This is a genomic window from Flavobacterium cryophilum (genome assembly GCF_048286555.1).
GTDB lineage: Bacteria > Bacteroidota > Bacteroidia > Flavobacteriales > Flavobacteriaceae > Flavobacterium.
Genome location: NZ_JBLVPZ010000010.1, coordinates 61,543 through 82,410 on the forward strand (window position 1 = coordinate 61,543; position 20,868 = coordinate 82,410).

Annotated in this window: 15 protein-coding genes and 2 pseudogenes; 2 read left to right on the forward strand and 15 right to left on the reverse strand. The window is 34.0% G+C overall.

The features are described 5' to 3' along the window. The first annotated feature begins 55 nt into the window (after positions 1 to 55). Complete coding sequence (locus tag ACNQGJ_RS13860) at positions 56 to 1,318, forward strand: YdcF family protein (RefSeq protein WP_417974015.1); 1,263 nt, start codon at positions 56 to 58, stop codon at positions 1,316 to 1,318. A gap of 9 nt (positions 1,319 to 1,327) precedes the next feature. Further along, positions 1,328 to 3,394: a glycoside hydrolase domain-containing protein gene (locus tag ACNQGJ_RS13865; RefSeq protein ID WP_417974014.1), complete on the forward strand. Its 2,067-nt coding sequence runs from the start codon at positions 1,328 to 1,330 to the stop codon at positions 3,392 to 3,394. A 69-nt stretch (positions 3,395 to 3,463) separates the two neighbouring features. Here the strand turns inward: ACNQGJ_RS13865 and ACNQGJ_RS13870 are convergent, their stop codons facing one another. The 15 genes and pseudogenes from ACNQGJ_RS13870 to ACNQGJ_RS13940 all read right to left on the reverse strand — a co-directional run bounded on the left by ACNQGJ_RS13870 (position 3,464) and on the right by ACNQGJ_RS13940 (position 20,859). Further along, positions 3,464 to 4,591 (reverse strand): efflux RND transporter periplasmic adaptor subunit, encoded by a 1,128-nt coding sequence (locus ACNQGJ_RS13870; RefSeq protein WP_417974012.1) that lies wholly within the window; start codon positions 4,589 to 4,591, stop codon positions 3,464 to 3,466. 203 nt (positions 4,592 to 4,794) lie between these two features. Then, the gene (locus ACNQGJ_RS13875) at positions 4,795 to 9,135 is read right to left on the reverse strand and encodes a CusA/CzcA family heavy metal efflux RND transporter (RefSeq protein WP_417974010.1); all 4,341 of its coding nucleotides are present in this window, start codon (positions 9,133 to 9,135) and stop codon (positions 4,795 to 4,797) included. A gap of 841 nt (positions 9,136 to 9,976) precedes the next feature. Beyond that, positions 9,977 to 10,066 (reverse strand): annotated as a pseudogene (locus ACNQGJ_RS13880) (heavy metal-binding domain-containing protein); the annotation flags it as partial. A gap of 293 nt (positions 10,067 to 10,359) precedes the next feature. Further along, positions 10,360 to 10,695, reverse strand: a complete 336-nt coding sequence (locus ACNQGJ_RS13885; protein WP_417974008.1) for a four-helix bundle copper-binding protein — start codon at positions 10,693 to 10,695, stop codon at positions 10,360 to 10,362. 356 nt (positions 10,696 to 11,051) lie between these two features. Next, positions 11,052 to 12,266: an efflux RND transporter periplasmic adaptor subunit gene (locus ACNQGJ_RS13890; RefSeq protein WP_417974006.1), complete on the reverse strand. Its 1,215-nt coding sequence runs from the start codon at positions 12,264 to 12,266 to the stop codon at positions 11,052 to 11,054. After that, entirely contained in the window at positions 12,263 to 13,516 is a 1,254-nt protein-coding gene (locus tag ACNQGJ_RS13895; RefSeq protein WP_417974004.1) for a heavy metal-binding domain-containing protein, read from the reverse strand. The genes ACNQGJ_RS13890 and ACNQGJ_RS13895 overlap by 4 nt, the downstream gene beginning before the upstream one ends. A 2-nt stretch (positions 13,517 to 13,518) precedes the next feature. Next, a complete protein-coding gene (locus tag ACNQGJ_RS13900) occupies positions 13,519 to 14,772 on the reverse strand; it encodes a TolC family protein (RefSeq protein ID WP_417974002.1) in 1,254 nt (417 codons plus the stop codon). Then, on the reverse strand, positions 14,759 to 16,696 hold the full coding sequence (locus ACNQGJ_RS13905; RefSeq protein WP_417974000.1) for an efflux RND transporter permease subunit: 1,938 nt from the start codon (positions 16,694 to 16,696) through the stop codon (positions 14,759 to 14,761). Before ACNQGJ_RS13905 ends, ACNQGJ_RS13900 begins: the two co-directional genes overlap by 14 nt. After that, positions 16,693 to 17,991 carry an efflux RND transporter permease subunit gene (locus ACNQGJ_RS13910; protein ID WP_417973998.1) on the reverse strand — a complete coding sequence of 433 codons (1,299 nt, stop codon included), beginning with the start codon at positions 17,989 to 17,991 and terminating at the stop codon, positions 16,693 to 16,695. Before ACNQGJ_RS13910 ends, ACNQGJ_RS13905 begins: the two co-directional genes overlap by 4 nt. A gap of 8 nt (positions 17,992 to 17,999) precedes the next feature. Further along, positions 18,000 to 18,470 (reverse strand): heme-binding domain-containing protein, encoded by a 471-nt coding sequence (locus ACNQGJ_RS13915; RefSeq protein ID WP_417973996.1) that lies wholly within the window; start codon positions 18,468 to 18,470, stop codon positions 18,000 to 18,002. A gap of 1 nt (position 18,471) precedes the next feature. After that, positions 18,472 to 19,206, reverse strand: coding sequence for a DUF3347 domain-containing protein (locus ACNQGJ_RS13920; RefSeq protein WP_417973994.1), 735 nt, complete (start codon positions 19,204 to 19,206; stop codon positions 18,472 to 18,474). Between the two features lie 188 nt (positions 19,207 to 19,394). Next, a pseudogene (locus ACNQGJ_RS13925) lies at positions 19,395 to 19,604 on the reverse strand (DUF3347 domain-containing protein); the annotation flags it as partial. Between the two features lie 153 nt (positions 19,605 to 19,757). Beyond that, positions 19,758 to 20,126, reverse strand: a complete 369-nt coding sequence (locus ACNQGJ_RS13930; RefSeq protein WP_417973992.1) for a hypothetical protein — start codon at positions 20,124 to 20,126, stop codon at positions 19,758 to 19,760. Positions 20,127 to 20,357: 231 nt separating this feature from the next. Continuing rightward, a complete protein-coding gene (trxA, locus tag ACNQGJ_RS13935) occupies positions 20,358 to 20,660 on the reverse strand; it encodes a thioredoxin (RefSeq protein ID WP_417973990.1) in 303 nt (100 codons plus the stop codon). Further along, positions 20,653 to 20,859, reverse strand: coding sequence for a hypothetical protein (locus ACNQGJ_RS13940; RefSeq protein WP_417973988.1), 207 nt, complete (start codon positions 20,857 to 20,859; stop codon positions 20,653 to 20,655). Before ACNQGJ_RS13940 ends, trxA begins: the two co-directional genes overlap by 8 nt. Between the last annotated feature and the right edge of the window lie 9 nt (positions 20,860 to 20,868).

Sequence of the window (20,868 nt, forward strand, 5' to 3'; positions counted from 1 at the left end):
AAATTAAAATAAATTGGGCAATCAAAAAGGTTGCCCAATTTTTTATTAGAAAAAGATGAAAAAAATAATTTACCTGTTACTTGCGCTTATTTATATTTCAGGCTACAGCCAAAAAGAAAAAGGATTTGAACTGGATCATCCCGCTTCTAAATCGGGTTCGGTGATTCAGGACAAGAATTTTTATTTGTTGACTGCTATTCAAAACGATAAAGCCGTTAGTCAACTGCTAGAAAAGAATAGTTTTTTCAAAACAATTTTTAAGAATAAGCAGCAAGAGATTAGTTCCAAACTAACGTCCTGCAAAGACAGTATTTCCTGCTTGATTAGTGGGTATCAATTTAAAGAAAAAGAACTCAAAAATATTAATGAGGAACTTCAAATTTTGATGAAAAACGAAAAGGTACTTCAAGATTTTGTAAAAAATAATTTGCGTACTTCTGGGAAATACGAGAATTTTAAAAACAGTACCGATACCGAATTATTACTAAAAGCGTGGCAACTTTGTGCTCAGGGGATGAATCGTATCATGAAGGTATATGGTCTTGGGGAAGCCCCGCAATATGCTAAAATGGATTCGGTTTCTTATGACGTACGGTCTGAATTTTACAAAGGATCTGTTTTTATGTGGTCTGATTTTCTTCGCAATAAGAAACCGAAAGGAAATACGTTGTTTTTTCAGGAAAGTCTGGAATTCAGTTTATCGCTTTTGTATATGAACCATCGAGATGAAGTGGCTCGCTATGAACCTTTGGAGGAAAAAGAGAATAAGAAGACAATTGCCCATATAAAAAAAATTGATTTTGATGCTTTTGATTATGCGTCTGTTTTAATTTTGGGTAACGGGCCGGAAAATTATCAAGACCGATTGTCCGCCATTGGAAAACTAAATCTGCAATTGGGTGTGCTGGAATATGAAGCCAAGCAAGCCCCTTTAATTATTGTTTCCGGAGGTCATGCCCATCCATTTAGAGCTACTTTTTGTGAAGCGATCGAAATGAAAAAAGAATTGATGAATGTGCATCACATTCCTGAAGAAAATATTCTTATTGATCCTTTTGCCCGGCATACCACAACTAATTTGCGTAATGCAACCAGGTTGATGATTGCGTATCAAATGCCGCTTGACAAAAAAAGCATCGTCGTTACAAATAGTAGCCATAGCAATTATGTAGGAAACGCAAATTTTAATGCGCGTTGTATGGAAGAACTGGGTTATTTGCCTGCAATTATTTTAAAAAGACTAAATTCGACTGCTTTAGAATTCCTACCCAATGTGGAATCCTTGCATCAAAATCCTATTGATCCATTGGATCCATAAATATATACCATGAAAAAAATACTCGTTTTAGGATTAGCAATCGTTACAGTAGCTTGCCAGTCTTTAAAAAATAGTGCTGAATCAACATCATCGCCAGTAGAAAAAGTAAATGTCTTTTTAGGTAGTTCAGGAGATCATGGACAAATGTCTCCATCTGCTTCTTCTCCCTTCAATATGATGAGTATTGGCCCGCAAACTTATCCACATATTCATTCGGGTTACGAACATCTGGCGAAAGAATTTTTGGGATTTACCCACAGTCGTATGGAAGGAGTGGGTTGTTTAGGAAGTGGAGGGAATTTATTAATCAAACCCATTTTGGATAATGATTCCAATACTTTATTGCTAAAAAAACAAGAATCAGCTTCACCGGGTTTTTATCAGGTAGCATTCGAAAATGGAATTCAGGCTCAAATAAGTGTGAAACATAATTTTGGAATGCATCATTATCAATTTCCGCGGAAGGAAGCGGGGCTGCATATTGATTTATCGCACGCTTTTGTAAATCGATTTGTTGCCGAAGAACATGAAATTGGAACAAAAAACATCAGTGGCTGGATCGATACTCAAACCACTTGTGATAAGGGAATATATCGCATTTATTATGTGCTGGAATTCTCTAATTTGGGAACAATAACAAAAACTGCCGATCATCAGTATCGTGTTGAAGCTAATGCAGATAACAAGGAAATGGTCGTTCGTGTCGGTTTTTCCTCTGTGAGTACGGCTTTCGCCAAAGCAAAAATAGAAACGATGCCCATACAGGATTTAGCTGTGCAAACAACTGCAGAGTGGAACCATCATTTAAACAGAATAGAAATTGATGGCGAAAAAGATCGGGAAGAATTGTTTTATTCACTTTTGTACCGAGGATTACAAGCGCCGTTTTTAGTTTCAGAAACGGACGGTACTTATAAGGCCATTGACGGTTCCATTCAAAAATTCAACAGCCCTACATACAATGGCTGGGCTATTTGGGATAATTATCGCGAGCAATTGCCCATGCTTTCGCTGGCTTATCCTGAACGTTTTGGACCCATAGTAAAATCTATTGCTAATTTGTATCCGTATGGGAAAAATAATTGGGCAACAAAGCACGAATCCTCACCCACAGTGCGCACAGAACATGCGATTGTGGTTTTATTAGACGGGTATAAAAAAGGATATCCGGTAGATTTTAACACCATAAAAGATTCCCTGATCGCAGAAGTGGATCGATTGGAATACAATACACCGGACAAGGCTTTGGAATCCTCTTACGACAGTTGGGCGCTTTCGGAAATCCTGAAAATTACCAAAGATTCCTTATTGAGCGTCAAGTATTTGAATAAATCGTTAGGCTATAAACGCTATTGGGAAAAAGATTTCGCTGATTTGTCCCTAAAAGATATCGATAAAATGCCTGCGCGCGGCATGTATCAAGGTACGGTATGGCAGTATCGCTGGTTTGTTCCTTTTGATGTGTCAGGTCTCAAAAAATTAACAGGCGGAGAAGTTTCTTTTTTAAAGCAATTGGACCAGTTTTTTGCCGAGGACAATTACAACCATGCGAATCAGCCTGATTTACAAGTTCCGGGACTATATAATGCGAGTTCTCAACCTTGGAAATCACAAAAACTGTTTCGGAATATTATGTTGGATACGGTCGTTCAGGCTTATTTTAACGAAAACAGTAAAGGCGTTGATTCTTATATTGGAAGGATCTATAAGAACGAACCTCAAGCCTATGTACGCACTATGGATGATGATGCCGGTACGATGTCCTCCTGGTTTGTTATGCGAAGTATAGGTTTGTCTCCGGCAAATATTGGAAGCCCCATTTACTATTTGACTGCTCCGATTTTTGAGACCGTAAAATTAAATTGGGAAAACGGAAAATCATTTCATATTAAGGTTCATAGTTACAATAAAGATCACTTTTATATTCAATCGGTTCGTTTAAATGGTCAGCCATTATTTAGGAATTGGTTGACTCAGGAAGAGATCACTAATGGAGGAAGCCTAATTATCGAAACAGGAGCATTACCTAATAAAAACTGGGGAATTGAGGATCAGTGGATTTCAAAAACAGAGTAATAGAATTAAATAATAAATTAGGTGTAAAGGATTTTATACTTAAAATTCTTTACACCTTAAGTTTATGTTTTATTCTTCTACATTTTTCATTTTCATCAAAAGTGAATAAGAACCTTTAATCACAATAGTTGCCTCATTCAAATCTTCTGAAATAATTTCAGTAAATTCATTTTCTGTAGTTCCTATTGTAACTTCTTTCATTTCAAATTGTTTGTTTTGTTTGGCAATAAAAATATAATTCTTATTTTCATAATTTACAATAGCATCAGATGGCAGTGCATTTGATTGCAGACTTTTTAATTCTATTTCGGCATTCATATACATTCCCGGTAAAAGTGTTTTATCATAATTTATAAAATGGCAGTGTATTTCAGTGCTTCGGTTTTCTGTAAAATCTTTACCTATCAAAATAATTTTGCAAGGATATTTTTTCTGGGGATTGCTGTTAGTATATGCCAATACCGATTGACCAATAGCCAATTTATTGATGTCTTTTTCAAATACGGTTAATGCCAAATGAATATCAGATGGATTTACAATCTCGAATAAAATATCGCTCGGGTTTACATACTTACCAATATTTACGTTTACCTTAGCTACATAACCACTTATTGGCGAATATATATTGATGCTTTTTGAAATCTTCTTTGTTGAAACATTATTTGGATTTATCCCTGCGAATTTTAATTTCTCGCCGTACGATTGCACCATTACAATTAGTGAGTTGTATTCTGATTGTGCTTGTTGATACACTTTATCACTGCTGGCTTTGCTTCGGTTGAGTTCTTTTTGTCTTTCAAATTCGGCTTTTGCGTACCCTATTTTTGCTTTCGCCAAAAGGTAATCTTCCTGCAGTTGAATGTATTGTTGGTCTTCTACAATGCACAAAACCTGACCTTTGGTCACATACATTCCTTCTAACAATTTGGTGTATTTTAAATAACCGCCCATAGGGACACTAATGGACACTAAGCTTTGAGGCGGCACATCTATTTTACCATTTAATTTTAAGGTAGATGAAATTTGCTTTTGCTCGATTTTTCCAGTTTCAATACCTGCATTTTTTATTTGTGCATCGGTAAGAGTTGTTGTGTTTTCTATAGTTGGATTAGCTTCTGTTTCGCTTTCCGTTTTCTTATCTCCACAGGAAGAAAGGAATACTAGTGCCAGCAGGGTAAGGATTGTGTTTTTACTCATGATTGTATTTTTATTTTGGTATTTGTGACTCTGCGATTTCATTTTATTTATTTTGAATAGTAAGATAGTGGTTGTTCTTTAAAATTTCATTGCCATTGCGATATGTTCTGCAATGAGAATAAATCGGTCATATGTAATTTGCATATCATCATTTGTGCTTGCGACCCCAATTACGGTCATGCTCATTTCATAATTAAACTATTTTAATTAGTTAAAGCATTGATTTCAATAACAGCAGTGTTTAATTTTCTAACTGCTTCGATGTATTTGCTTTGAATTTCGGTACCCTGATTAATAAGCATTACCCATTCCAGATAATTAATGTCACCATTGATAAATTTATCATTAGCCGCTTTAGTTACCAAATCCACATTTTTTAAGGCTTGATTCTCGTAATAGGCGATAGTTTCTTTATCTTTTTTATATTCTTGGACTAATTCCTGAAACTTGCTTTCCAGTTTTAGTTTTTCATTATTTAAATTATTTTCAGCGATTTGCGTATTTATCTCTAAAGCCTTTTTCCTGTTATTTAATGCTGTATTGAATATTGGAAGTGCCACTCCAAATTGTCCATAAACACCATTATTACTGTCTTGAATCTCCGCATTTGTTTTGAAAGTCTGGTAATAAACACCACCGATTAATTCTGGTAATTTTTTAGATTTTTCAAGAGCAATTTCCGCTTTGCTGCTATTTACTTCTTGCTCAAATAATTTTATACTGGGTTGATTGCCGATAGTATTTTTATCTAAATTTTCGGTAAAATCCATTTTGAATTTATCTAAAACTGGGATAAAGTCGTTATCCGAATTAAGTAAATACTTGAATTGTGATTGTATTATTTTGTAATCACTTTGTAATTCCAGCAGTTGAATTTTTATTTGCCCGGATTGGTTTTCTGCGGTTGCTTTTTCTAATATATTACTTTCACCTTTATCAAAACGAAGTACTGATTTCCGTAAAAATTCAGAATATATACTATCGCTTTTTAGCAACAGCTTTTCCTTTTCTTTTAGATACATCATTTCATAAAACACGATTGTTACCTGTCTGGTCAATTCCTTTCTTTGCAAAGCTTCGTTCCATTGCCCTTTTTTGGCTTCTTCTATTAAAAGCTGTTGCTGTCTTTTGTAAACTGTTGGGAATTTTATGCTTTGTGAAATACCAATTTTCACATCATTTACGGTGCTGTTAAACTGACCATATTCGCCAATAATTCCCGTGTTGGAAATATCATAACCTGTTTTGGTCATTTGTTGCAAGTACTCTGAATTTAGTTTTTCGTTTTTAATTTTGATATTATTTGAAAGAGCCGTTTCAATCGCTTTTTCTATTGAAATTTTTTCTTGCGCAGCTGCATTTTGAAAAGACAAAAATAATCCCAATACTAGGATTGTTGTAATTGATTTTATCTTTTTTGGTTTTAATTTAATTCCTTTTTCAAACATGATATATAAAATTGGTAAAACAAATAAGGTTAAGAATGTAGCAATTAATAAACCACCAATTACCACAGTTGCCAATGGTTTTTGAACTTCTGCTCCTGAACCATTGCTTAATGCCATAGGTAAAAAGCCTAATGATGCCACAAATGCAGTCATTAAAACAGGACGTAAACGTATTTTAGTTCCTTGTAAAACAATCGCTTTTAAATCAGTTTCTCCCGATTTTCGAATGCTGTTGAATTCTGCAATTAACACCAATCCATTCAGAACCGCTACGCCAAATAAGGCTATAAAACCAACTCCGGCACTGATGCTAAAGGGCATTCCCCGCAACGCTAAAAAGAAAATACCTCCAATTGCCGAAAGTGGAATTGCGGAATAAATCAATAGCCCTTGTCTTACGGAATTGAATGCAAAATAGAGCAAAATAAATATTAATAGTAATGAAACTGGAACGGCAATCATCAAACGATTTTTGGCCTCGTTTAAGTTTTCAAAAGCACCGCCATACGTTGCATAGTAACCAGCAGGAAATTTTATTTGAGTTTCAACTTTGCTTTGTAATTCTTTTACAATACTTTGCACATCACGTCCCCGAACATTAAAACCAACTACAATTCTTCGTTTGGCGTCTTCTCTTTGTATCTGATTTGGACCTTCAGTAATTTCAACTTTTGCTAATTGAGATAAAGGAATTTGCAAACCAGTTGAGGTTGGGATTAATAAATTTTGAACATCTGCCAAATCCTGACGTTTTTCGCCTTCTAAGCGAACTACTAAATCAAATCGTTTTTCACCTTCGTAAACAACGCCTGTGCTTTGTCCTGCAAATGCGGTGTTTACAATTCGATTAATATCTTCAATATTTAAACCATATTGCGCGATGGAACCTCTGTTGTAATCAATTACTACTTGAGGCATTCCAGTAACGCTTTCTACATAAAGATCGGAAGTTCCTTCTACGGTAGTTACAATTTTACCTAATTTATGGGCGTACAAAGCCAATGTATCTAAGTTTTCTCCAAATATTTTACAGACCACATCTTGCCTAGCACCAGTCATCAATTCATTAAAACGCATTTGTACCGGATATTGGAAACCAAAGGAAACCCCAGGAACAGCTTCCAATTCCTTTGCCATTTTTTCTGATAATTCGTCAAAAGTTGTGGCAGAAGTCCAATCGCTTTTGTTCTTTAAAATGATCATCATATCGCTTGCATCAATTGGCATTGGATCGGTAGGCACTTCGCTACTTCCTGTTTTGCCTACAATTTTCTCCACTTCGGGAAATTTTTCTATTAATATTTTTGCACCCTGTGTAATGGCAGTCATTGAAGTTTGCAAATTACTTCCTGGCAAAACCCTAGTTTCTACTGCAAAATCTCCTTCTTCTAATGAGGGCATAAATTCGCCACCCATAAACGAAAGTGTAATCAGCGCTAAAACAAACAATCCTAATGTTATAGCAATAATTGTTCTTGGAATTCCCAATGCTTTGTTCAAAAGGGGTTGATAGAAATTTTCTAATTTCTCCATCATTCTATCGGAAAAAGTTTTTTTATGCGATATTTTTTTATTTAAAAATAAAGCGGTCATCATCGGGACATAAGTCAACGACAATATAAAAGCACCAAACAGAGCAAATGCAATGGTTTGTGCCATTGGTAAAAACATTTTCCCTTCAATACCGCGCAACGTAAAAATGGGAATGTACACAATCAATATAATTAATTCCCCAAAAACGGAAACATTACGCATTTTTATTGACGTTTTTAGTACGGTGTTGTCCATTTCTTGTTGTGAAATTTGAGCAGTTTTCCTGCTGTGCAAACTAAACAAACACGCTTCAACAATAATAACAGCACCATCCACAATCAATCCAAAATCTAATGCTCCTAAACTCATTAAATTACCGCTTACCCCAAATATGTTCATCAATATGACTGCTATCAACATTGCCAAAGGGATAACTGACGCCACAATTAATCCTGCTCGTATGTTTCCTAAAAAGAAAATAAGAACAAAGAGAACGATTAATGCACCTTCTAATAAATTTTTTTCGACCGTTGAAATCGAATTATTCACCATTTTGGTACGGTCTAGAAAAGGTTCCAGTATAACGCCTTCGGGTAATGTTTTTTCAATTTGGGCAATACGATCCTTAATGTTTTTAATAACCACATTACTATTGGCTCCTTTTAACATCATTACCACTGCGCCCGAAACTTCACCGGATTGCACTCCTTTTTTATTGAAAGTCATTGCTCCGTAACGGATGGCACTACCAATACGAACATCAGCTACATCACGAATGAATAAGGGGCTTCCATTACTGGTGTTTTTAATGGAAATCTCTTTTATGTTTTCGATAGTATTAATTAATCCTTCACTTCGAATGTATAGAACTTTAGGCCCTTTTTCAATATAAGCGCCGCCTGTATTTTGATTGTTTTTTTCTAAAGCAGTAAAAACATCTGTAATCGTGATATTATAGGATTGCAATTTATTTGGGTCAACGGCTATTTCAAATTGTTTCAATTTTCCACCAAAACTGCTCACTTCCGCCACACCTTCAACACTCAATAACTGCCGGCGAACAATCCAATCCTGAATGGTTCTTAACTCAGTTATATCGTATTTTTTTTCGTAACCGGGTTTGGTTCGTACCGCATATTGATAAATTTCGCCTAATCCTGTTGTTACCGGTGCAAGAACTGGATTTCCAATACCGGTGGGAATTTGGTCTTTAACAGCACTTAATCGTTCGGTTACTTGTTGTCTTGCCCAGTACACATCGGTTGCATCATTAAAAACAATGGTAACCACTGATAAACCAAAACGAGAAAAACTACGAATTTCTTTCAGTCCAGGAATATTACTGTTGGCTTGTTCAATTGGAAAAGTAATTAGTCGTTCAATATCGGTCGCACCTAAAGATGGCGCTGAGGTAATGACCTGAACTTGATTATCTGTAATATCAGGAACGGCATCAATCGGTAATTTGGTAAATTGATAACTCCCATATCCGATGAGAGCCACAATAAAAAGACCAATGATAAGCTTATTTTTGATTGAAAATTCTATGATTTTATTCAGCATAATTAATTAGATTAATGAAATTATAACCAAAAGCAGTTTGCAAAAAGCAAATACTATTAGTAAATGATAATGTAGTAATTAGTAAAATTTATAAATTTCTAATTACTGATACTACATTAAAGAATCATTAAAATAATTTGGGCGGTTGCCAGATATTGGCAAAAGCAAAAGAAGAATAAAATTGTTGACAAAAGGGAATTTTAATTTTTGAAGTAATTAAAATTATTTTTCTAAGCGAAAAATAAGTCTGATTTTCAAAAGCAATAATGGTGTTAACCGAATGGCAACAAACTGTTTTAAACGGTAAGTTTTGGTGGTCGTGTTTATTTTTGCCCGAATGATTTGTATTTTTATTGTAATGTATATTCAAAAAATCGACAAAAGAAATACTGTTATTGCTCTCTTCGTGTTCAATATAGTGTTGAATTAAGTTGGGTAATTTCAATAATTGTCCCATCTCTGTGTTAGCACACAAAAAAGCAAAAAGAAATGATATGGCAATTATTTTTTTCAAGATTGTAAAAGTAATAAATTTTGTTGATTACCAATAATGTAAAATAGTAAGTCAACCTTTATTTATTAAAATTTCTTAACTAATTTGTATGACGAACGCATTAATTTTGTTTTCTTTTAGATTGTAATGTTTTATTGTCATCAAATCAACGCATATATTTGATGCGGTATTAAAAACGTAGACGAAATGATGGAACACGAGGAGCAACATCAAATCAGCTTTAAATTTTTCGACTTCGTGAAGTATTACGTTTTTTGGTGAACCTGCAACTACTTTTGGGGTTACTACTATATTTTGAATCGTCGGTTGCTCCTATAAATTTCATTCTTTTTTCTCCACTAAATTCATTCCGCATTTGGGGCATTTTCCGGGTTTATCCGAAATAACTTCTGGATGCATTGGGCAGGTGTACGTTTTTTGAGTTTCCATTTTTTTTATATTTTAATGTTGTTTTTATTTGTATTATTTGGACATATCCATATTTTTATTCATTCCATTCATTTTGTGCGATTGCATTTTTTTTACCTTCGATCATATCCAGAATAAAAGAGTTTGATTTACAGTAGTTTTGGATCGGAAAGAAGTAAATAAAGCAATCGATAAACAATTAATATCCTTTTTTATACTGTTTTTGTAGTACGTAATTTTTATTATTTAAAATCTCTTAGATGATTCCTCTAAACGAAACTTAATTTAAGAGATTTGAATACTTACATTTTACTCATATTACTGCATTCAGCAGCACATTTTCGACAGGCTTCCGCACAATTTTTGCAATGCTCCATGTGTGCATGTTTTTCACATTCTTCGGCGCAGGCAGTACAAATTTCGGCGCATAATTTGCAGATTTTATCCGTAAATTCACTACCGCTAGCCATCGCCTGCATAGCAAATAAACAAATTGCTGCACAATCATGGTCTAATTTTATGCAACGCGCTAACATCTTTACGTCTTGCTCATTCAGGCATTCACTTTCGCAATGCGAACATTCTACTGCACATTCTGAACATGCATCGATACACTCTTTAAATTTTTGATGACTCATCTTTTTTACCTTTAAATTGCAAAATAATTTTCGCAGTTTAAAGGTAGCTTTTTAGCTTGTAAAAACATTGCTAAATTTTAATAAAAGTTGTTTAATTCACACATTATCAAACCTATATATTTTTAATTGTAATCACAATAAAAGATGCTTGTCTTTTAAAACAAGCATCTTTTTTACAAATTTTAGCTGAGTTTTTGATGATGCAAAGTAGCATCAAAACCAATTCCCATCATAATGCATACTTATGCCATTGGGTCTTCCGCCTGCCGCAATTGGATTACTTACTTTTTGAGTCGCTACCTTTATTATTGAAACAGTTGTTAAGTTATTTCTTGGGTTATGGCATTCACCTAATGTTACATTTCCATTCCTGCCATAGGATCATTTCCTTTACGAAATTTGTATTCACTGTTTATGGCGTATGCCCCGGTAATCACCACTTTTTTGGTTGGATCGATTTCCGATTTAATTTCAATCATCCCATTAATTTCTGCTCCTGTTTCCACCATTAGGCTTTCAAATACTCCCGGTCTTTTTTCAATCCAAATGTACGAAGCCTTTTCTTCTCTTATGACCGCATCACTGGGTATAAATACGCCTTTTATATTGGATTGTGTCAATCTGGCAATAGCTTGCATTCCTGGTTTTAACAGCAAATTTTGATTAGGTATTTCCATTCGAATTAAAAGCAGTCTGGTATCTGGATTTATTTCAGGATTGACGAAGGAGATTTTTGCACTAAAAGATTTATCAGGAAAATCAGTAAATGAAACTGTGGCGTTTTGTCCAATTTGCATGCTTTTTGCATAATTTATATTTACCTGTGTTTCGAGCCAAAGACTATTTAAATTTGCCAATTTAATTATACCAGCACCCTCCATTGCATAACTGCCTTCTGTTGCTATTATCTCAGAGATAGTTCCACTGCTATTACTATAAAAGATAGTGTACGGAGAAATTTCTTTACTCGATTTTATAGTTTCAATTTGCGCATTGGATAAACCAAAGAATACTAATTTTTGTTTGGCAGCAATAAGCATCGTACGTGCATTTTTTCCAAAATCACCCGGCATGGTGAGTTGTTTGTATGCTGTGAAGTAATCTTGTTTAGCAATAGCAATATCTTCGCTGTACAATTGATATACTGGTTCGTTTTTAGCAACGTAATCTCCCACTGTTTTGAAGTATAATTTTTCAATTCGCCCCATTGCTCTGGCAGAAATGGTATTAATTTTCTCTTGATTAATTGTTAAAACTCCGGTATAGTTTTGCTCTAAACTGCTTTGAGTTGTTGCAATAGTTTGCATGGTGATGTTCCCCAATTGCAGCTGCTGTTTACTCAAGCTTATCTCATTTGCAGCTGTGGCGTCACTTTTCATAGGCGTTAAATCCATATGACAAATGGGACATTTCCCTGGTTTATCTTCCTTTACTTGAGGATCCATAGAACACGTGTAAAAAATTGTTTCTTTATTTTTATGGGCACTATGGTCTTCTTTATTTTTGTTATTGCAAGCTATAAATACGGTAAGTAGCAGTGATAGCATGCCTATTATTTTTATCGTTTTCATAATTTTTCGGTTTTAATAAAGCTTTCGCTATCAATTAAATATTGTGCATTTTTAGCAAGGGTATCTTCAACGGAAATTCCACTGATAATTTGAATAAAATCATCTATTTCAATTCCTGCTTTTATGGCAGTCGCTTTAAAGCCGTTATCCATTTTTAAAAAAACTATTTTCTTGCTGCCAATACTTACCAATGCTTGTTTTTCTAACCATATGGCTTTCGTCGGATTTGTTTTTATAATACCCTGCAATCGCAGACCTATGGGAAATTTTAGTTTATTGTTGTTGAGGTATACCCTAATTCTATTGGATTTATCTGCTGGATTAAATTGAGTTTCAATAAAATTTATTTGTGCATCGATGAATTCGTTTTTGTCTAATTCTGTCGTAATTTTAATAGATTGATTGGTTTTAATTAGACTATTGTATCCCTGGCTAACATTAAAAATACCCCATACTTTATCGGTATTTACTAATTTAAAAATGACTTCTCCCTTTTTTATGTAGTTACCTTCCTTTATGTTCAATATTTCGGTATTGTTACTTGCACTTTGCATTGTCGAATTGCTTGTATTATCCATTTTTTCTGTTCCTTGAACAATTCCAGAAGCTGGACTGTAAATTGAAACTTGAGGATTTACTTTTTTGGAAGAAGACAATGTGTTTATTTGCTTATTTGTCATTCCATAAAGCAATAATTTTTGCTTTGAGGCTTTAATTATTGCGGTGTTTTCGGAATCATTGGAAACTAAATAAATAAAATTTTGCTGTTCTGTCAATAATTCAGGACTGTATAAATCAAATAACTTCTGGCCTTTAGTTACTTTTTGGTACTTATAATTGACATACATTTTTTCTATTCTTCCACTTATTCGAGCAGCAATATTTACGGAGGAATTTGGATCATATGACACTATTCCGGGTAAGTTTATCTCACTGCTTAATGTCGTGTCTTTGGCCTTTGTAGTTTGATAATCCCCGACGATAAAATTATCAGTAGGTTTCAAAAAATTGTCAATAGAATTGTCTTCCTCAGCCTGGCTTTCTGTTATTTTTTTTACCAAAGTCATTCCGCAAATAGGGCAGTTTCCTGGTTTATCTCTAATGATTTGGGGATGCATCGAACAAGTATAAACCTCGTTTTGATGTTCCATTTCCGAATGACTGTCTGATTTTATTGTAAAGAAATAGACAGCAAATCCTATACTAGAAATTACGATTAAAATTAAACTATATTTTAAATATTTATTCATAATTATTTGATTTCTAGTTGTTTTTCGATTTCTACTTGTGTGCTTAAAATATTTTGTAATTTATCCAGAAGATCAATTTGGGCCATATTTAATGCTTCCCAAGCATCCAAAACTACAAACAAATCTCCCGTATTATTCTGCCACGCCAATATTGCCGTATCATAATTTCGTTTTAAGGCAGGAATGATATTTTTTTCAGCAATATCATATTGTTTTTTTAGGTTTATCAGTTCGGTATTCATACCCGAAATCATACCTGCCGCTTCATTCAAAATCATTTGCTTTTGCCAGTTGAGACCTTCATTTTTGATTTTAAAACTGTTGATATTGGCTTTATTCATTTTTGTTGACCAAGGCATTGGAATGGTAATCATTCCCATTAAAGAAAATTGTTTTGGCTGTTCTCCAAAGGCAAACATATGGTCATATTTGACGCCAAATTCCGGTAATAATTTAGCTTTTTCGGTTTCAATTTTTAATTGATTTAATACCATTGTTTTTTCAATAGCTTTTACATCACTTCGGTTTTGAGAAAGGGAAGTTGTATCTGATTTTATGACGTCAAAATCATTTAATTTATAGGTTTCATCTATTTTAAACAACGTGTTTTTATCTCTAGCCATCAAAGTATTCAGCATAATTCGTTTCTGGGAAATATCGTTTTGTAACATGACCACCATACTTTCTAAAGCGCTGTATTGCGATTTTGCTTTGTAATAGGTTGGCAATTTATCCATATTGTACTGGTAGCGTATTTCCATACTTTTTATCATATAGCCTAAGAGCAATAAATTATCATCCGCTATTTTTATTTTTTTATTTAAAACCAACCACTGGTAATAATTTGCTTTTGCCAGTGCCTTTAATTGATTAATTGTATACTCTTTATTTTCTTTTTCAACTGATGACATTGCGTTCATGTAATTGAAATCAGACTTAAGTTTTCTGGCATTCGGTATCATTTGTGTAACGCCCACCATGTAAGATCCCATACCTGGAGACATTTCACTTGCTTTCCACATTTTAGTATTGTAAGGCGCCATAAAAAAACCCGTTTCCACTTGTGGTGCCATCCAGCTTTTGGCGCCTTTTGCAGCAGCATCCATACTTTGAATATCAGCATCATACATTTTTAGTTGTGGATTATTTGTTTCAATATTCGTCAAAACAGCATCCAACGAAAGTGTTTGCGCCACCATATTAGCAGTACTTAAAATCAAACAGCTTATTGCGATATAATAGTTATTCTTTAACATCTATAAGTTCTATTTTGCCTTTTGTTTTTAATTCTCGGAGTTTCACCATCTCAAAAACTATAGGGGTTACTAATAATACATAAATTGTTGAGGTAATTGTACCCCCAATGAGTGGAACCGTAATTGGCAGCATCACATCGGCACCGGTTCCTGTTGCCCAAAGAATAGGGATTAATCCAAATAAGGAAACGGAAATGGTCATTAATTTTGGTCGCAACCTTTTAGCAGAACCGTCAATAATGTACTGTTTCAAAATTGCTTCTGTAATTGTTGCGGCACTGTTCCCGTGTTTTTCTACCATTTTATTCATTGCTTCATTTAAATAAATAGTCATTAACATAGCGGTTTCGATTGCCATTCCAAACAATGCTATAAAACCAACTGCAACGGCTACAGATAAATTTATTCCATAAAAATAGACCATAAAAATCCCACCAATCAAAGCAAACGGTACGGTTATCATTGTAATCAGTGCTTCTTTCATGGAACGATAGGTGAAGTAAAGAATAAGGAAAATAATGATGACAACTACAGGTAAAATCAGGCGTAATGTTTTATTGGCTCTGATTTGGTTTTCCCACTGTCCGCTCCACTCCACATAATAGCCTTTTGGCATTTTTGTGATCATTGCATTCAATTTTTCTTGCGCTTCTTTTACTGTACTTCCTAGATCACGATCTCGCACATTAAACAGTACACTACCTCGTAGCATTGCATTTTCGCTATTTATCATGGGAGGACCATCGCTTATTTTTACATCGGCGACGGCTTCTAATGGAATAGGACCAAACTCCATTGTTTGCACTTGGAGTTTTTTTAATGCCTCAATACTATTTCTGTATTCTTGAGCATATCTTGCATTTACAGAAAATCGTTGTCTTCCCTCGATGGTTGTAGTAAGTTTCATGCCACCAATAGAAGCTTCTACTACGTTATTTATATCATCTATTGTAAGTCCGTATCTGCCGATAGCCTCTCTTTTCGCCTCAATATCGATGTATTTTCCGCCAGTAATTGGTTCCGCATATAAATCTTTTACGCCAGAAGTACCTTCAAGGGCTTTTTTTATTTTTTGAGATAAAACATTAATAGTGTCTAAACTTGCTCCGTAAATCTTTATTCCTACATCGGTTCTAATACCAGTAGCTAGCATATTAATCCGGTTAATGATGGGCTGTGTAAAACCATTCGTAACTCCTGGAATTTGAAGTTTATTATTTATTTCATTAACAATATCGGATTTCGTTTTGTCTTCTCTCCATTCGTGTTGGGGTTTTAGTAAAACAATCGTTTCAATCATGCTTATGGGACTGTTATCGGTTGCTGTGTTAGCGCGTCCGGCTTTACCTAAAACATGAGCCACTTCGGGTATCGATTTTATCAATTTGTCCTGCACTTGTAAAATTCTTTTTACCTCAGAATTGGATACATCTGGTAATGTTACAGGCATAAAAAGCACGGAACCTTCATCTAAAGGGGGCATAAATTCGGTCCCTAAACGGGTAAACATCAAAACGCCAATCAAGAGTGCAATTATATTAATACCCAATACTGTTTTCCTCCATTTTAAACAAAAAATTAAAATAGGAGTATAAATGCTTTCCAGTTTTTTGTTAATTGGATTTTTGTTTTCTGGACGAAGTTTGCCTTTAAGAAGAAAACTAATTAGAACAGGAGTAAGGGTAATCGCTAAAAAAGCATCGACTATTAGTATAAATGATTTTGTCCAAGCCAATGGGCTGAACAATTTACCTTCCATACCCGTGAGAAGAAATACTGGTAAAAAGGAAGCGATCACAATTAGTGTTGAATAAAAGACACCTGGACCAACTAATTTTGAAGATTTTTCTATAAGTTGTAACTTTTCTTCAGAAGATAAGGGGTCGTGTTCTTTCTTGAATATATTTTTTATTTTATCTATCATTTTATTTCCGAATTATTCTGATTGCTCTCCATTTCTTCCTGTTTCTCCGAAATTGTTCGATACGCATTTTCCACCATAACAATTCCGTCATCGACGACAACACCAATAGCTAATGCAATCCCAGTTAATGACATAATATTAGAGGATATCCCAAAGGCTTCAAGCAAAATAAAGCCAATAGCCACCGATATAGGCAATTGTATTAAGATAATTAAGGCACTTCGCCAATGAAAAAGAAAAAGGAGTATAACAATTGAAACAACAATCATTTCTTCTATTAAAGTTCCTTTAACCGATGCGATAGCTTTTTCAATCAATTCACTTCGGTCATAAGACGTTTTAAAAGAAACGCCTTCAGGTAATCCTTTTTCGACTTCTTTCATTTTTAATTTAACCGCTTTTATCACTTCATCTGCATTTTCACCATAACGCATCACTACAATTCCTCCTACAACTTCACCTGTTCCATTTTCGTCAAAAATTCCCAAGCGCAAATCGCCACCCATTTGTATCGAGCCAATGTCTTTTACTTTCACTGGAACAGAATTATAATTTTTTACAGCAATGTCTTCTACATCTTTTATGTTTTTTATGTAACCCAAACCTCTAACTATATAAGACATATTGCTCATCTCAAATTTTCGTCCGCCAACATCATTGTTATTTGCTTTCACTGCATTCATCACTTCCATCATACTCACCTTGTAGTACTGCATTTTCAGTGGATCTAACACTAATTGGTACTGTTTTTCAAACCCACCAAATGATGCTACTTCAGCCACGCCGGGAACAGTTTGTAATGCAAATTTTACGTACCAATCTTGCAAGGCTCTTTGTTCTCCCAAGTCCATACCGTTAGTCTCTAAATGATACCAAAAAATATGTCCTACTCCAGTTCCATCGGGGCCTAATGTGGGCACTACATTTTGAGGCAACAATCGTTGGGCATAATTTAATCTTTCTAAAACCCGAGTTCTTGCCCAATAGATATCGACATCATCTTCAAAGATGATGTATACGAAACTCATCCCAAACATAGAGGAGGCACGAATATTTTTGATTTTTGGAATTCCTTGTAAGTTGGAGACCAATGGATAAGTGACTTGATCCTCGATGACCTGTGGACTTCTTCCCATCCATTCTGTAAATACAATAACTTGATTCTCCGATAAATCAGGAATGGCATCAATAGGGTTTTGTTGCACGCTATAAATACCCCAAGCGAGCAAGCAAGCTGAGACGAGTAAGACTACAAATCTGTTTTTTAGTGAAAAGGATATTAATTTTTCTACCATAATATTTATTATTCTTCTGAAAGGCTATCTTTCGTTTTTTCAATCCAATTGATTATTTCCTCTTTTTGAGTTGACGTCAAAATGGCATTTTTATGAATTAATGTGTAAGATGCCAAAGGCATTTCATCTGATTTTATTTGTTTGACAATAGCTTCTAATTTGTTTCCTTGTTTTCGTTTGGAATATCTACCAAACTCATTAAAGTTCAAATCTTTCTTACCATCTTTAATGTGTTCTTCCATAAAAAACCGTGCTGGCTGCATGTAAGAATATAATGGATAGTTGGTATTGTTACTGTGACAATCGTAGCAAGATGTACGTAAGGTAGTTTCAACGTTTTTAGGAACATCGTACATTGTTGTGAAATTTGCAGTTATATCCGCCTGTTCATAACTTTCATTACGAGCAGGCTGATATAATTGCATCAACAAAAAAATGACAAACCCAATTATGAGTATTTTCTTGATGATTTTTTTCACTTTATAATTGTTTTTTTATAGAACCACAAGTAAGCATTTTCGAACCGTAATAAGGATTTTTTATTTCTTTGCTTTCACTTATCCAAACCGCCCCTTTTCCTTCATCATACATAGGACAAACGTCTTGATATAATTTTTGTTTTGCTCCAAATGTTTTTATCAAATCATTCACATCTTTACTTAACATTGCAAAATGTTCTCTTTGGTGGTCAATTTTACCTGAATTAGCACCAATATGTTCTGCGTGTTCTTTGGCATCATCGGCGATATCAATAAATTCTGTTTTCAATTTTGGATCTATTGAATTAGTATTGACTTTATTAAAAGTGGCATATAATGCTTTACCCGCATTGGCTGCTTCTTTTGTATCGTCTTTTGTGAGTGCGTTTTTTACTTTTAAATAATTAAAAATTATTTCATCTGTGGAAAATGTTGTTTGGGTAACCGCTGTAGCTTTAGTATTTACTTCAACTGCTGTCGCATCATCGTGACTGTGATTACCATCAGTATGATCATGAGCTGCTTCGTTTTGTGCAACTGGTTCGGTTAATTCCATACCGCATTTTGAACATTTTTCTCCTTTTTTTCCTGTTACTTCAGGGTGCATGGGACACGAGTACAACTGTGTAGTACTTTCTGTTTTTTGTGAATCAGTTGTTACAGCTTCTTTATTTTTTTGGTTACAAGAAACTAGTACAAATGCCATTGCTATGGCTGAAAGGATTAGATTTTTCATTTTTTTGAAATTTATTAATTGTTATTTTTAGCTATTTTAAAGGTTACATTTTTAGTACAACACCATTTGGTTTTTTTGGTGTAGTAAAAAATATATTCTTCATTATTTAAAGTTTTAATTTATTATTTTATTGCTTCCACTGTTTTACCACAACTCAACATTTGAGATCCATAGTACGGATTTTTAGCATCATAAGTCGTAGCCATTTTAGTGTCTTTATTCCAATCAACATTGGCGATTTTTTTGAGACTTCCTGCTTTTTCTATGGTAGTTTCACACATTGCGCAATTCCCGAATATTTTTACGGTTTCGGCTTTATCGTTTTTGATTTGCGCGTTAAACACCTCGAATGACAGCAATAGCGTTATTGCCATCACTGTTTTTATTAGTGATTTCATTGTAAAAAGATTCTAAATTGGATGAAGTAAACAATAACAAATGACAGCACATCAAAGTTACCCTTTTGAATATGACATTATCTGATAAAATAAATGATTGTAAAGCAAAAATTGCTTTTGATTTGACACAATTAGGGCTGTCAAAATTGGAATTTAGCTTATTTTTGGTATAAGCCAAAGAGAACAGAAACCAGAAGAAATAAAGGTTTCTGAATTATAGAAATTTTGTTTTTCGTATAAAAAATTAAAAACATTGTTATTTAAATTCCAACCACTAATCGAAAATGAACTATTGCATGAAGAAGCACAGCCGCATTTAGAATGGCTGCATTTACCGTCGCAACCTTCATGATTTTTATTTTTTGAATGAGTATCGTCTTTACAGCAATCATCTTTATCCATCTTTGAGGAAATCTCTTTAGAAGTAGCTTGTTTCGACGAATTATTTTCACAAGCAAAAGCTACTGCTGGCATCAAAAAGAAACCAAGAGCAACAATTAACAAAAAGTAAAACTTTTTCATTTGTGGTATATAATAAAGCAAAATTAGCTAAATTATAGTAATACATCGCTAAATATTTGTTAAAAACTTTTGATCAACATGTGTTGGTTTTATTTTGTACAGAAGAAAACCAAAATAAATGCTAATTGACTCAATTATAATTTTGTATAATCGTTACTGTATTAAAGTTGTTTTTTTCTGATATTCAATAATTTTTACCAAAATTAAAATCTATGGTGCACAAATTTTTGGTTATTTATTACTTTTTTCCAAGATAGTTTTAATAATTTCCTCTTTGCTTACGACACCGGATTGTCTCCATAATTGCTTTCCGTTTTGAAATAAAATCATCGTCGGAACTCCACGAACTTTATACTGACTAGAAATTTGTTGGTTTTTGTCTACATCGATTTTGATGATGGAAACGGCATCACCTAAATTGTCTTTTACTTCTTTCAAAATGGGATTTAGCATTTTGCAAGGTCCGCACCAAGTGGCAAAAAAGTCTATTAAAACTGGTATGTCGGAATTGATAATCGTTTCAAATTTACTCATCTTTATTGAATTTAGTATTAGCAATAGTACAACCATTAGAACCACAACCTAAATTAAAAACGACCTGAATCCAGAAAAATAGTCCAAAACCAATGAACATCCATTCTTTTAAAATGTATGCTTGAGCAAATAAAAATAAGGCAAACACCAGACGAAGCCAGCGCATAAGATGCCAATTAGTAAATAATAATGCTTTCATTTTTTTTCT

Coding starts and splice junctions, on each gene's coding strand:
- ACNQGJ_RS13860 (WP_417974015.1), top strand. CDS start 56: ATGAAAAAAATAATTTACCTGTTACTTGCGCTTATTTATATTTCAGGC.
- ACNQGJ_RS13865 (WP_417974014.1), top strand. CDS start 1,328: ATGAAAAAAATACTCGTTTTAGGATTAGCAATCGTTACAGTAGCTTGC.
- ACNQGJ_RS13870 (WP_417974012.1), bottom strand. CDS start 4,591: ATGAGTAAAAACACAATCCTTACCCTGCTGGCACTAGTATTCCTTTCT.
- ACNQGJ_RS13875 (WP_417974010.1), bottom strand. CDS start 9,135: ATGCTGAATAAAATCATAGAATTTTCAATCAAAAATAAGCTTATCATT.
- ACNQGJ_RS13885 (WP_417974008.1), bottom strand. CDS start 10,695: ATGAGTCATCAAAAATTTAAAGAGTGTATCGATGCATGTTCAGAATGT.
- ACNQGJ_RS13890 (WP_417974006.1), bottom strand. CDS start 12,266: ATGAAAACGATAAAAATAATAGGCATGCTATCACTGCTACTTACCGTA.
- ACNQGJ_RS13895 (WP_417974004.1), bottom strand. CDS start 13,516: ATGAATAAATATTTAAAATATAGTTTAATTTTAATCGTAATTTCTAGT.
- ACNQGJ_RS13900 (WP_417974002.1), bottom strand. CDS start 14,772: ATGTTAAAGAATAACTATTATATCGCAATAAGCTGTTTGATTTTAAGT.
- ACNQGJ_RS13905 (WP_417974000.1), bottom strand. CDS start 16,696: ATGATAGATAAAATAAAAAATATATTCAAGAAAGAACACGACCCCTTA.
- ACNQGJ_RS13910 (WP_417973998.1), bottom strand. CDS start 17,991: ATGGTAGAAAAATTAATATCCTTTTCACTAAAAAACAGATTTGTAGTC.
- ACNQGJ_RS13920 (WP_417973994.1), bottom strand. CDS start 19,206: ATGAAAAATCTAATCCTTTCAGCCATAGCAATGGCATTTGTACTAGTT.
- ACNQGJ_RS13930 (WP_417973992.1), bottom strand. CDS start 20,126: ATGAAAAAGTTTTACTTTTTGTTAATTGTTGCTCTTGGTTTCTTTTTG.
- trxA (WP_417973990.1), bottom strand. CDS start 20,660: ATGAGTAAATTTGAAACGATTATCAATTCCGACATACCAGTTTTAATA.
- ACNQGJ_RS13940 (WP_417973988.1), bottom strand. CDS start 20,859: ATGAAAGCATTATTATTTACTAATTGGCATCTTATGCGCTGGCTTCGT.